Source organism: Bacillus sp. V59.32b (assembly GCF_003429085.1).
In the GTDB taxonomy this organism is placed as follows: domain Bacteria; phylum Bacillota; class Bacilli; order Bacillales; family DSM-1321; genus Peribacillus.
Genome location: NZ_QVTC01000022.1, coordinates 14,440 through 28,088, shown reverse-complemented (window position 1 = coordinate 28,088; position 13,649 = coordinate 14,440). Strand labels below are relative to the sequence as shown.

The following is a 13,649-nucleotide window of genomic DNA, read 5'->3' as shown; positions in this document are numbered from 1 at the left end:
TATTCAGTTCTCCAGATCTTTTATTTAAGGAATCAGCTATTTTCGATGCCATTGTTTAACCCATTTTTTTCCACAATTATCATTAGCCAAACCCCTTATCAATATACTTGATCCGCCCATAGCTAGTAACTGAAACAGGAAAGTATTGGTGTTTTAATTTTCAGCCTGCTTTTAAAAGTATGTAAAAAGCCAATCTTCGTAAGATTGGCTCTCTGTGTTATTTAATTAGCTCATTTAGCGTGACTCTTTCTTGCTCTGTAAGCGGAATGAGCGGTAATCTGACAGATCCTACATCCATCCCTTTCAATTGCAAGGCTGTTTTAACAGGAGCGGGGTTCGGTGCGACAAACAGACCTTCCATGACCGGCAATAAGCTTTGGTGAAGCTTTGCGGCTTCCTTATGGTTGCCTTGCAGGAATTGGTCGATCATTGCCTGCATTTCTTTGCCGATGACGTGTGAGGCGACTGATACGACTCCAACTCCACCGATGGATAGCACAGGAAGCGTAATTCCGTCATCACCGCTGTAAAGCAAAAAGTCCTCATCAGTGCTTGCAATGATCTCTGTCATTGCGTTTATATTCCCGCTTGCTTCTTTAACAGCGACAATATTAGGGATCTGTGAAAGCCTGATAACTGTTTCTGGTTCGATATTAACCGTCGATCTTCCCGGAATATTGTAAATCATAACTGGCAGGGAAGTGCTCTCGGCGATCGCCTTGAAATGCTGATACAGCCCTTCCTGACTTGGCTTGTTGTAATACGGTGCTACGAGCATAACGGCATCAGCACCACTTTGTTCAGCCTTCTTCGTCAACTCGATGGAAGCATACGTATTGTTGCTGCCTGTACCCATTATGATAGGAACCCGCTTTTCAACAACTTTCACAACATGACGGAGCAGGGCCATTTTTTCTTCTGTAGATAAGGTCGGTGATTCGCCTGTGGTTCCGGCAAGCACAAGCGAATCCGTACCGTTTTCGATTAAGTAATTAACAAGCTGGGTTGTTTTCGTAAAATCAATATTTCCCTTTTTGTCAAAAGGAGTAACCATTGCGGTCGAAACTCTTCCAAAGTATACCATATCAAACACCTCTTGATTTATTAGACAGTCATTAATCCGTTATGCGGTGATCCACCGCTTCTTTATGCAACTCAAAGGTATCGTGCAGCGAATTCACTGCTTCCACTAGGTCAGCTTCTTTTACAAGGACCCAGATTGTTGTATGGCTGTCCGCCGATTGAAGAATGCCGATCCCTTTCTCAGAAAGCGCGGTAACGATTTTCGCTGCCACACCTGGAACACCATTGATTCCTGCACCTACTACCGATACTTTTGCGCAATTTTTTTGAATCGCAGGTTCATATCCGAGACTCTTCAGGATTTCTATCGCGCGTGAAGTCATTTCATCGGTTACGGTGTAAATGGCCGCATTAGGCGAAATGTTGATGAAGTCAACGGATATGGACGCATTTGCCATTGCTTGGAATACTTCCGCCTGAAGATCGTACTGGTCCTTTTTTGCGGTTACTTTAATCTGAGTGATTTGTGAAACATGGGCTATCCCTGTAACTAAGCGTTCACGAATGTCGCTGCCTTGGTTATCCCTGTTAATCGTCGTGACAAGCGTGCCCAGTTCATCTGTATAAGTTGAACGGATTCTGATCGGCACTTTTGCCTGCATGGCGATTTCCACGGCACGCGGGTGGATAACTTTTGCCCCCTGATAGGCCATGTTGCACACCTCGTTGTAGGTTACCACTGAAAGCGGACGGGCGTTCTCTGCAATCCGCGGATCGGCAGTCATGATACCGTCCACATCCGTGTAAATATCAACCCATTCAGCCTTGAGGGCCGCTCCAAGGGCAGCCGCGGATGTGTCGCTGCCTCCGCGGCCAATCGTAGTTACGTCGCCATTCTTCGCTGCTCCCTGGAAGCCGGCCACAACGATAACTTCCTGGTTTTCAAGCTCTTTCAGAATACGCTCGCTTTTCATTTCAATTATTTTTGCACTTGTATGCTCACCATTAGTCCGGAATCCGGCTTGCGCACCTGTATATGCAGTTGCTTTTATCCCATTCTCAAGCAACATATTAGTAAAAACGACAGTAGAAATGGTTTCTCCTACCGATAAAAGCAAGTCCTGCTCTCTTTTCGAAATCTTGCTGTCAGACCCGTTTACAAGGGAGTACAGCGTATCTGTCGAGTATGGTTCGCCTTTTCTGCCCATTGCCGATACGACGACCACTACTTTGAAGCCATCACTGACCGCCTTTTCGATATGTCGCAAAGCGTGCGATCTGCTTTCTTCATCCCGAACCGAAGTTCCACCGAATTTCTGAACGATGATTTTCATAGAAACACCTCAAATATAAGTCAGCACCTGAGTTTAGCTGACAATGCTTTTCCTGTAGTATTTATTTTACTGTGACTAATCCTAATTTTAAAAGGCTTTCGGCGATTTGTACTGAATTCCATGCTGCCCCTTTGAGGAGGTTATCGGAAACAACCCATAAATGGAAGCCATTGTCTTGATCCAGGTCCTTCCGGATTCTTCCCACGAAAACGTCATTTTTACCGACTGCATCTGCCGGCATCGGATAGACCTGGTTTTCCGGATCATCCTGCAAGACAATTCCTGGTGCCGTTTTTAGCAACTCTTTAAGCTGTACTGCGGTCACTCCTTCGCTTTCTACTTCAATATAGACCGATTCTGAGTGTCCGGTAACGACAGGCAGACGAACGCATGTAGCCGCAACGGGAAGCTCCGGCATATGCATGATCTTCTTCGTCTCATTAATCATCTTCATTTCTTCAAAGGTGAACCCATTGTCTTGGAATTTATCAATTTGCGGGATCACGTTAAAGGCAATCGGGTAATGCTTTTTGTCGCCTTTAACCGGTAAAACGGACGCCTCGGCTGCTTCTTCGTTCAAAATGGCCTGAGACTGGTCCTTCAATTCGGCTATAGCAGCGGCCCCGGCACCTGAAACGGCCTGATAAGTCGACACGACCACTTTATCGAGGCCGTATTTTTTTCTGATCGGCTCAAGTGCCACGACCATTTGTATCGTGGAACAGTTCGGGTTGGCGATGATGCCATTGTGCAGCTTAAGGTCTTCTTCATTCACTTCAGGAACGACAAGGGGGGTATTCTCGTCCATGCGGAAAGCGCTTGTATTATCGACGACAATGGCTCCGCGCTTTACCGCTTCAGGAGCAAACTCCTTTGATATGCTGCCTCCTGCGCTGAATAAAGCGATATCGATCCCCTCAAAGCTTTCCGGCTTCGCTTCCTGGACTTCGATTTCTTCGCCTTTAAATACGATCTTCTTTCCCGCTGAACGTGCCGAAGATAATAGGGTTAATTTCTTTATCGGCAAATCTCGCTTTTCTAGCGTGGCGACCATTTGCTGGCCTACCGCACCGGTTGCTCCTAAAACCGCGACGTTCAATCCGGATAATTGTGTCATCAAAACATTCCCCTTTTCAAAAAACCATACAGATTTATAATCTATCGTTTACGTATTTTTTACTATACTTTCAAGAATATCATATATCTTATCATATTAGAATGTGAAAGAATCAAACTTTTGTGTTAAAAATTTCTATGAAAGGCTGTATGGTTTTTTAGGGGGGGAAGGAAAGCTTAAACCTGTCTATCTGCATACGTACAACTGCGCCTGTTCCCCGCCTTCGGATCGCTCGCCAATCGGCGATGGCCTTCACTGCCTTTTTCTTTAGGTGGGGTCTTTGTATCTTTCGACGAGAACAGGCTGGATCTGCTCACCCTTAAGCGCGTGAATGATCGTCTCCCTTACCATGCTCATCCTTGCCACCATGGAGTTTGGTTTCTTTTCCGGATCATCCTGGCCATATGGCACAAAATAAATATCCTTTGCAGCCATCAGTCTCATCAGATTGACCCCGTTTAAGCCAAGAGCATCATTTGTTGAAATCCCGAGAACAACCGGACTGTGGTTTCGCATCGTTGCTTTAGCAGCCATCAACACGGGAGAGTCGGTCAATGCATTAGCCATCTTGCTCAATGAATTTCCGGTTAACGGGGCAATCACCATGCACGCAAGCGGCATTTTAGGACCAAGTGGCTCTGCTTTAACCATCGTATCGATTACGTGATGACCTGTTAGCTTTTCGATTCTATCAATCCAGTCCTCTCCCTTGCCAAATCTTGTTTCAGTATTTTTTACCGTTGCAGTGACGATCGGAATCACCTCTACGCCTTCGTTTACCAATTTCTCGATTTCCGGAAAAACGATATCATAGGTGCAATGAGAACCAGTAAGTCCAAAGCCGATTCTCTTTCCTTTCAAAGTCATAACGTTTACCCCTTCCTTTTATTCATATCTTCTCTAATGAGCTGTGCAAGTACATTGGCTAATATCTTTCCTGCTGTTTTGGGCGCGACAATTCCAGGGAGTCCTGGGGCGAGCAGGGCCTTGATCCCCCTTTTTTCCGCGTAACGGAAGTCGGTGCCCCCAGGTTTTGAAGCAAGATCGATTAAGAGCGTATGGACGGGCATATTCGCCAGCACTGATGCGGTTACAATTTGTACCGGGATCGTATTTATGCATATATCGACGTCTCTAACCGCTTTGGAGAGTTCATCGAGATGGAACGAGTCCATCGCCATTTCAGTTATTCTGGCGAGGTCCTCGCTCTTTCGTGCACCAACCTTTACCTTAGCGCCTATCGCTTGAAACGTTCTGGCAACGCTCATTCCTGTCCGGCCGAAACCAAGAACGACTACCTTTGAACCATGGATGGTAAAGTCCGTATGCTGGATGGCCATCATGATGGTCCCTTCTACAGTAGGTATGGAATTATAAATCGCCACATCATCTCTTTCAAAGAGCTGAACGAGCTGCCGATTTGTTTTTTTGATGATTGCATTTAAATAATCATTGCTGATTCCGGAATAAATCGTGCAATGTGTCGGGGTTTTTGAAAGGATGTCCTCAGTCATGTATACCTCTTCATTGGAAAAGATTGTTTCAACCTTTCCTTCAGAATTCGTTCCCGGAACTGGCAAAATGATCGTGTCGATTTCTGAAAAATTGACTTCACTCAACTTTTCTTTTATTGCGCCTGTAAAGGAGTGGTCCAGCTGTTCAAAGCCTACCAATGATAGTTTGGCATCAAGCTCTGTGAGTTTGCGGACTACCTCTAACTGGCGGGCGTCTCCGCCTATCACCGCGATATGCATGCCTGTCAGCATTAAGCCGTCACCTTCTTTTACCTAAAAATAATCCTGCGAGATATCAAAATTCGGGTTTTTACCTTCCCATCTTATGTTTTTTTCACGTGATAGGTGAATCGTTTCAGGTTTTCGATATACTTTCGGGCTGTATCTCCGATTGATATATATGAAGCTAAAAGCACAAAAAAACCGCCTTGGAAAAGGCGGTTCATGTTAGTTTGCTATTAGATTCATCACTTTTTTTTCGTTATTAATCCGGGAATTTTATTTTTTGCGGCAATTCCTGCTCGGAATACGCTTGATGCTCCGGTATATCGATTATGATCATATCTGTTCCGATCTTTTTTATATGCCTCCATGGGACACGGATTTCATTCCCATTCCGCTTCAGTCCGAACCACTTCACAGACGGGATAATCAGCGCTGTAATCTGTCCGCTTTCATTTATTTCAAGGTCTGTCTGCCCGAGAACGCCAAGGCGCTCCGCCCTTTTCACATCGACGATTTCTTTTCCGCTAAGTTCACTAAGTCTCATGAAAGTTCTCCTCCTCTTTTATCTTTACTAATCTATATCGTTAAATTCAATTGATTAGAAGTACTTTCGTATTACAAAAGAAGTGTGAGAACTTAGAAAAGCGCAAGCGCCCTGTAAGTTAGGAAGAACGCCTAAGACCGCCACATCCCGTTCGACGTCGGCACTAGTGCGTCCTGGACATCGTAGCTAGACATCTGTCAAAGTTAAAAAAGTTATACTTTCTCTTATCTTCGAAAAAAAGACCTCGCTTTCCAATTCAGGCAGCAAGGTCTTGTTATTATTCTTTCCAATCATCCAGCGGGCTGATTAAGGAAGAAGAGTAGTTATCTGAAAAAATTTGATTGGCAAGTGTATTGACGCTATCCTCCGTTACTTCATCAATCATTTCGACGATTTCGTCGAGTGACTTATGCTTTTCAAGCAGCAATTCGTTTTTGCCGTTCCTGCTCATTCGGCTGTTCGTGCTTTCCAAACTGAGCATTAAGCTTCCTTTAAGCTGTTCTTTGCTGTTTCTCAGTTCTTTCTCAGTAATTCCCTGCCCTTTGAGGGTCGTCAGCGTTTCCTGAATCGTTTCATACAGACTATCGAGCTGGTTCGCGCCCGTGCCTCCATAAATGGTGACCAATCCGCTGTCCTGATAACCGGAATGGTAAGAGTATACGGAATAAGCTAGGCCACGCTGTTCCCTGACTTCCTGGAAGAGGCGGCTGCTCATGCTCCCACCGAGGATATTGTTGAGCACGATCAAGCTATACACGTCTTGATGGCCAATTTGCAGCCCTTCAAATCCAAGACATAAATGCGCCTGTTCAGTTTCTTTCTTCCGGGAAAGCTTGTTTTGATGAAAGCCCGGTTTGATAAGCTCAGCATTCCCATTGCTACCGCCCTCATAGGAACCGAAGTAGCCTTCTACTTCTTTAATCAGACTTTCGTCCACATTGCCGGCAATCGAAATGACTACCTTGTCCGGTGTATACATATCGTGTACATACTTTTTCAATGATTCGCTATTAAATGTATTCAGCGTTTCTTCAGTACCTAAAATCGGAAATCCGAGGGGATGCTTTTCATACACCGCCTGGCTCAATAAATCATGAACGATATCATCCGGAGTGTCTTCATACATTTTGATTTCTTCATAGACAACATTCTTTTCTTTCTGTAACTCTTCTTCATCAAAAGTAGAATTAAAGAACATATCCGAGAGGATTTCCAAGGCGTAGCTCGCGTGGTTGTCAAGAACCTTGGCGTAATAGCAAGTATACTCTTTTGAAGTAAATGCATTAACCTGGCCTCCAATGCTATCGAAAGACTCGGCAATCTCCCGAGCATTACGATTAGCCGTGCCTTTAAAAAACATATGTTCTAAAAAATGCGAAATGCCATTAAGCTCCGGCGTTTCATTGCGTGATCCCGTTTTTATCCAAATCCCGATAGCAGCCGAACGAACCGTTGGAATATTCTCAAGTACAATCCGAACTCCATTTTGGCAAGTATATTTCTTTATCAATTAACATTCCTCCTAGTTCTTTGCTCCAGTATTAATGAACGATTCTTGTTTCTTCAAGTGCTTCCGATACCGTCACGATATGAAGGTTTTTCTTTTTCATTTCTTTAATCAGCGTTTCCAAGGAATTGGCCGAGGACTCCGTAGGGTGCATTAAAATGAATGCTCCCGGATGTATCTTGGAAAGTACCCGGTTCGTCAATACGTCAGGACTCGGCTTTTGCCAGTCGATTGTATCTACGCTCCACATAATCGTTCCCATCCCTAATGAATCGGCTATTTCTACCGTTTCATCCCGGTAACTGCCGCTCGGCGGCGCAAACCATTTTGGTTTTTCTTTCGCTTCTGTAACAGCCACTATGACTTCACTCGTTTTCTGTATTTCACTTTTCGAGGCTGAAGAGGAAAGTGTTTTCATATCGGGATGTGAGTAGGAATGGTTGCCGATTTCATGGCCCCCTTCCGCTATCATTTTAGCGAGCATCGGATTATTTTTGGCCCATCTGCCTTCAAGAAAAAAAGTCGCTTTTACGTTCGTTTTTTTCAGGGTCGTAAGCATCCCCTGCAAATATTCATTTCCCCAAGCTACATTTACCAAAAGAGATACAACCGGTTTTTCCGGGTGTGCTCGATAAATCGGCGCCGGATCGAGATCGCTTAGATGAGTTTTAGGTGAAACCTGTTTGTATATCAGTTTCTTCTCATCGAATTTACCGGACTTTTTCATGGCATGATACGAAGCTTCTATATCCACTTTTAATCCGTTATAACCCGGAACTGCTTTCCAGATCGGATCGATTTTAGCCTCGCTGGGGGGTGCTTCGTACCTGATTGCCTTATTGTCTATTTCCAGATAAAGAGTATCCTTTTGAGCCGATACGGAAGCTGCCTCTTCTTTTAGCACGATCAAATAATGATTTGTATAAGGATTTTGCACTAATAACCATGATATACCTGCAATGGCACTTATCGCAACTATCTGCTTCCATTTATTATTCATTTTTCCTGCCTCCTTCATACAAAATGTATGAAGGAAGTGGACAAGGTAGAACATTTGGCATATGTAGAAAGCATAAAAAGGCATGCGGTTTATAAGTAACCGCATGCCGATTCATTCTGTCTTTATCAGCCTTGAGAATTGTTGGCTGCCTCTTTTTGCTCTTTCAAAACAGCTTTGCGGGACAGGTTGACTCTGCCTTGTTTGTCGATTTCTGTAACCTTTACAAGGACTTCGTCGCCAATCGCCACGACATCCTCAACTTTACCGACTCTCTCCTCGGCAAGCTCGGAAATATGGACAAGGCCATCCTTGCCGTTGAAGATTTCCACGAACGCGCCAAATTTCTCGATGCGTTTTACTTTCCCAAGATACATCTGGCCGACTTCGACATCACGAACGATATCTTCGATGATTTTCTTCGCTTTTTGATTCATCTCTTCATTTACGGAAGAAATGAAAACAGAGCCATCCTGCTCGATATCGATTTTCACGCCAGTTTCTTCAATAATTTTGTTAATTTGCTTCCCGCTGGGTCCGATCACATCACGGATCTTATCAGGATTGATTGTCATGGTGAGAATTTTTGGAGCATATTGGCTCAACTCGGTACGTGGCTGTTTCAAGGTCGCCATCATCGAATCAAGAATGTGCATACGTCCTCTTTTTGCCTGTTGAAGAGCTTCTTCAAGTATTTCTCTCGAAAGACCTTCAATCTTAATATCCATTTGGAGAGCGGTAACACCCTTGGAAGTCCCGGCCACTTTGAAATCCATATCACCGAGATGGTCTTCCATGCCCTGGATATCCGTCAGAATCGTATAATGTTCACCTGACTTTACAAGACCCATCGCAATCCCGGCAACCGGCGCCTTAATCGGCACACCCGCATCCATCATCGCAAGCGTACTTGCGCAAATGCTGGCCTGTGAAGTGGAACCGTTCGATTCAAGTACTTCTGATACCAGTCTTACTGTGTAAGGGAAGTCCTTTTCAGCCGGAATGACTGGTTCGAGCGCTCGTTCGCCCAAGGCACCATGCCCGATTTCACGGCGACCCGGCCCTCTCATCGGTCCGGTTTCACCGACGCTGAATTGCGGAAAATTGTAATGATGCATAAACCGCTTCGATTCTTCCGTTCCGAGCCCGTCCAATATTTGCACATCGCCCATCGCGCCAAGTGTGCAAATCGAAAGTGCCTGCGTTTGGCCACGAGTAAATAAACCGGAACCATGTGTGCGCGCAAGTATTCCTACCTCAGAAGAAAGCGGTCTGATCTCATCAGGGTTACGGCCGTCCGGACGTACTTTTTCTTCCGTGATAAGACGACGCACTTCTGCTTTAACGAGCCTGCTTAAAATTTCTTTCACTTGCTTTATTGTCTCTTCATCCGCTTCTTTTTCTTCAAACTGGGCAATCACGCGATCCCTGACTTCTTTAATCGCATCTTCCCGCGCATGCTTTTCCTGAACCTGTACGGCTTTATTAATCTCATCTTCACAAAGTGATTTAACTTGCGCTTCGATCTCCGCATCCACTTGATACAGAGTGACAGCCGTTTTTTCTTTAGCGACTTCCGCGGCAATGCTTTCCTGGAATTCGATCAACTTCTTAATTTCTTCATGGCCATACATAATTGCTTCGAGCATTACTTCTTCCGGAACTTCATTGGCACCGGCCTCAACCATGTTAATAGCATCCTTTGTGCCGGCAACCGTTAAATTGATATCACTTTGTTCCAGCTGCTCAACAGTCGGGTTGATGATAAATTCATTGTTCACCCGGCCGACGACAACCCCGGCAATCGGTCCTTCAAATGGAATGTCTGAAACCGTAAGGGCAAGGGAAGATCCGAACATGGCCGCCATTTCAGTTGAGCAATCCTGATCCACGCTCATCACGATGCTAATAACCTGGACTTCGTTACGAAATCCATCCGCAAATAGCGGACGGATTGGACGGTCGATCAACCGGCTTGCCAAGATTGCTTTTTCGCTCGGCCTGCCTTCACGTTTAATAAAGCCGCCGGGAATCTTCCCTACAGCGTATAATCTTTCCTCATAGTTTACCGTTAGTGGAAAAAAGCTTAAAGGCTTTGGTTCTTTTGAAGCTGTTGCCGTACTTAAAACAGCACTATCCCCATATCTTACAAGAACCGCGCCGTTAGCCTGCTTGGCCAACTGACCGACCTCGACTGTCAGGCTTCTGCCGGCCCAGTCGAATGAATAAGTTTTCTTTTCCTGTGCCATTCTTTGATAAACCCCTCTCTACTTCTTGCTTGCGGGGCCTGGTATTACACCTGAACCCTTTTGATCCAACGATTATATATGTCAATGTTGTAAAAAACATTTAATAAACAAGCTATCCCTATTATGCACGAAAAAAACAAGTGTTAACAGCGCTTAGGGGATGATTATGTAAAAAACGGATATTCATGAGAGAATATAAAGCTAACAAAAAAGCGGGAAATTTCCCGCTTTCTTGAAAGATTATCGACGCAAACCTAATTTAGTGATAAGTTCACGGTAACGAGTAACATCTTTATTACGTAGGTACGTCAAAAGATTACGACGCTTACCTACCATTTTAAGTAGACCGCGACGTGAGTGGTGGTCTTTCTTATGAACACGCAAATGTTCGTTCAAATTGTTGATGTCTTCTGTGAGGACAGCAATCTGAACTTCTGGAGATCCAGTGTCAGCGTCATGAGTTTTGTACTCATTGATAAGTTCGTTTTTACGTTCTTGTGTAATAGCCATCCAATTCACCTCCTAAGATTTCGTTAAAATCCCCAATTACCGAGCCAGCGTCGGAGACTCGACCAGCCAAGTAACGGTTATTTTCATACAATTAATAGAATACATTGTTTTGCGGTTGATTGCAAGTGTAAACAAAAGGTTTGTTAAAGAAAACTCGCTGATTGGCAAGCCTTTTAGAGCGACTGTCAGGCGCATTTGCACCTATACAGATTGGAAGGCTTCTTCTTTCCTAACCGCCAAAATAAGCCTGGGCATCTGTTTTGTCCGCGTTAATCTGCTTGATAAGCTCTTCAATTCCATTGAATTTCTTCTCGCTTCTCAATCGTTTATGCCATTCTATTTCGACTTCTTCATCGTATATTTCGCCGTTGAACGACAGAATATGGACTTCAACCGAAGGATATTCCGGGCGTTTTTCGTGGAACGTCGGTTTATAGCCGACGTTGCAAACCCCATCATACCACTTGTCCTGTATGCTAATGCGTACAGCGTAGACCCCTGTGGAAGGGAATAGATAATTGTCGCTCACCTGTATATTGGCAGTCGGAAAACCGAGCTGACGCCCTCTCTTTTCACCGTGTATAACAATTCCGCGCGTCGTATAAAAGCGGCCAGAAAGCCGATGGAATTCGATGAAATCTCCATTTTCAAGGATTTTCCGAATTCTTGTTGAACTGACCTTTTCGTCTTCCAACGTTTGTTTTTCGACGACTGTCTGGGTAAAACGGCCTTCGGAATGAAATGGTAGAGTTTTCATCGTTCCTTTGCCGTATCGCCCATATGTGTAATCAAAACCCGCCACAATATGGCGGACATTAAGCTTGATTAAATAATCGTCGACAAATTCCTGAGGATGCAGAGAGGCGAATTCCTCTGTAAAATGAATGATGAATAAGTAATCCACATCTAATTCGGCTATGTATGCTGTTTTATCCTGTATAGGAGTAATATAGCGGACATGTTGCACATCACTACCCAAAACCGCAGAAGGATGAGGGTCGAATGTCATGACAGCCGAACTTATTCCCTTGTTCTTTGCTGTATCAACTGCTGTATGAATCACTTTTTGATGTCCCTTATGCACACCGTCAAAGAAACCGAGTGCTACCACGAGGGGTGGGAAATCATCGCTGTTAAAATGGTGAGGATGCTCAATTTCGATCACTTTCACGGTCTATTCTCCTCTTTCTACCGGAAAACTTATATTTAACCCTGTATTAGAACCTTCACAGGCTTGATTAGATTTTCTTTATTCGGATGAATTTGATAAATGGCTAACGCCTTTTGCCTAGCATCGACCATGACAAAAGGAATTCCTTTCACAACCGGCAAATCGGCCGGCTGCTCCATAACGGCGCCATTTTCCACTTTCTTTGCTACTTTATCATTTATATGATATTTGGGCAAATGTAAAAGCCCTCTTTCTAATGGCAGAAACAGCTCCTCTTGATGTCCTGCAGCCATCAGTTCTTCCACTTCCTCAAGGGTTTTGCAGTCATCCCTTGTAAAACCTGCAGACTCGATCCGCGAAAGATCAGACATATGCGCCGGAATACCGAGCATTTCCCCTATCATGACAGCAAGTGTTCTGATGTAAGTTCCCTTGCTGCAACTGACCCTAAACCGAAACGAGATCGTTTCACCTGCAAATTCCTGCCGATCATCCAGCAGAACAAGTTCATGGATGGTTACCTTCCTTGATGGCCGTTCTATAATGAGACCAGCTCTTGCATATTCATAAAGCTTCTTGCCATTTACCTTTACTGCCGAATACATTGGCGGGGTCTGTTCGATCTCTCCAGTTAAAGAAGATAAGACTTGAAGGATATGTTCCCTCTTAATCGGGCTTGAGATCTTTTTCTCTTCTACCTTTTCTCCGCTGGCATCCTCGGTAGTTGTCGAATAACCAATTGTCACTTCACCCTCATAGGCCTTGCCGGCTTCTGTTATGTATTCGGCTATTTTCGTAGCCCGGCCGATGCAAATCGGCAAAACACCGGTTACATCGGGATCCAGCGTTCCGGTGTGTCCGACCTTTTTTGTTTTGAGAATCTTTCTAAGTTTAAAAACACAATCATGCGACGTCATGCCTTTAGGCTTCCACAATGGCAATATCCCTTCCAAGCGTTTCACCTCTTTTACTTGTTTTTTTCATGTTAAAGAAAACTCGCCGATTCGCGAGCCGTAAGGCAAGGCAGAAAGGAAAGTTTACACTTTCCTGCCAAAAAAAAGATAGACAACGAATGTCTATCTTCCGATGCTATTCCTCGTCCTTTTGAGAAGGTTTCTCTTCCGAATGGATCTGATGAATGAGCGTGTCAATTTTATTTCCGTAAGAGATGGATTCATCAAACTCAAACGCGAGTTCGGGAGTTTTGCGAAGGCGGATTCTTTGTCCAATTTCAGAACGAATAAATCCTTTTGCCTTGGCAAGACCCTTAAGCGTATTTTCTCTTTGTTCTTCATCGCCAAGCACCGATATATAGACGGTTGCTTGTTGAAGATCGCCGGTCACCGCAACATCCGTTACTGTTACGAAGCCGATCCGGGGATCTTTAATCTTGCGGCCGATGATCTCACTCAGCTCTTTTTTCATTTGTTCGCCAACACGATTCGCACGAAGGCTCAT

Annotated in this window: 13 protein-coding genes; all 13 read right to left on the bottom strand. The window is 44.5% G+C overall.

Annotated features, from left to right (window positions below):
• Positions 1 to 217 precede the first annotated feature (217 nt).
• Complete coding sequence (gene dapA / locus D0463_RS06735; RefSeq protein ID WP_117306468.1) at positions 218 to 1,084, bottom strand: 4-hydroxy-tetrahydrodipicolinate synthase; 867 nt, start codon at positions 1,082 to 1,084, stop codon at positions 218 to 220.
• Between the two features lie 31 nt (positions 1,085 to 1,115).
• Entirely contained in the window at positions 1,116 to 2,357 is a 1,242-nt protein-coding gene (gene dapG / locus D0463_RS06730) for an aspartate kinase (protein ID WP_117306466.1), read from the bottom strand.
• Between the two features lie 61 nt (positions 2,358 to 2,418).
• On the bottom strand, positions 2,419 to 3,474 hold the full coding sequence (gene asd / locus D0463_RS06725) for an aspartate-semialdehyde dehydrogenase (protein WP_117306464.1): 1,056 nt from the start codon (positions 3,472 to 3,474) through the stop codon (positions 2,419 to 2,421).
• A gap of 267 nt (positions 3,475 to 3,741) precedes the next feature.
• Positions 3,742 to 4,341: a dipicolinate synthase subunit B gene (gene dpaB, locus D0463_RS06720; RefSeq protein ID WP_117306462.1), complete on the bottom strand. Its 600-nt coding sequence runs from the start codon at positions 4,339 to 4,341 to the stop codon at positions 3,742 to 3,744.
• 5 nt (positions 4,342 to 4,346) lie between these two features.
• Positions 4,347 to 5,240: a dipicolinic acid synthetase subunit A gene (dpaA, locus tag D0463_RS06715; protein WP_117306460.1), complete on the bottom strand. Its 894-nt coding sequence runs from the start codon at positions 5,238 to 5,240 to the stop codon at positions 4,347 to 4,349.
• 232 nt (positions 5,241 to 5,472) lie between these two features.
• The gene (locus D0463_RS06710) at positions 5,473 to 5,757 is read right to left on the bottom strand and encodes a YlmC/YmxH family sporulation protein (protein WP_117306458.1); all 285 of its coding nucleotides are present in this window, start codon (positions 5,755 to 5,757) and stop codon (positions 5,473 to 5,475) included.
• Positions 5,758 to 6,034: 277 nt separating this feature from the next.
• Positions 6,035 to 7,267: a M16 family metallopeptidase gene (locus tag D0463_RS06705; protein ID WP_117306456.1), complete on the bottom strand. Its 1,233-nt coding sequence runs from the start codon at positions 7,265 to 7,267 to the stop codon at positions 6,035 to 6,037.
• 31 nt (positions 7,268 to 7,298) lie between these two features.
• Positions 7,299 to 8,264: a polysaccharide deacetylase family protein gene (locus tag D0463_RS06700; protein ID WP_117306454.1), complete on the bottom strand. Its 966-nt coding sequence runs from the start codon at positions 8,262 to 8,264 to the stop codon at positions 7,299 to 7,301.
• A 125-nt stretch (positions 8,265 to 8,389) separates the two neighbouring features.
• Complete coding sequence (gene pnp, locus D0463_RS06695) at positions 8,390 to 10,510, bottom strand: polyribonucleotide nucleotidyltransferase (RefSeq protein WP_117306452.1); 2,121 nt, start codon at positions 10,508 to 10,510, stop codon at positions 8,390 to 8,392.
• Positions 10,511 to 10,750: 240 nt separating this feature from the next.
• Positions 10,751 to 11,020 (bottom strand): 30S ribosomal protein S15, encoded by a 270-nt coding sequence (gene rpsO, locus D0463_RS06690; RefSeq protein WP_117306450.1) that lies wholly within the window; start codon positions 11,018 to 11,020, stop codon positions 10,751 to 10,753.
• Positions 11,021 to 11,249: 229 nt separating this feature from the next.
• Positions 11,250 to 12,191: a bifunctional riboflavin kinase/FAD synthetase gene (gene ribF, locus D0463_RS06685; protein ID WP_117306448.1), complete on the bottom strand. Its 942-nt coding sequence runs from the start codon at positions 12,189 to 12,191 to the stop codon at positions 11,250 to 11,252.
• A gap of 35 nt (positions 12,192 to 12,226) precedes the next feature.
• Complete coding sequence (truB, locus tag D0463_RS06680) at positions 12,227 to 13,144, bottom strand: tRNA pseudouridine(55) synthase TruB (protein ID WP_117306446.1); 918 nt, start codon at positions 13,142 to 13,144, stop codon at positions 12,227 to 12,229.
• Between the two features lie 136 nt (positions 13,145 to 13,280).
• Complete coding sequence (gene rbfA / locus D0463_RS06675; protein ID WP_117306444.1) at positions 13,281 to 13,649, bottom strand: 30S ribosome-binding factor RbfA; 369 nt, start codon at positions 13,647 to 13,649, stop codon at positions 13,281 to 13,283.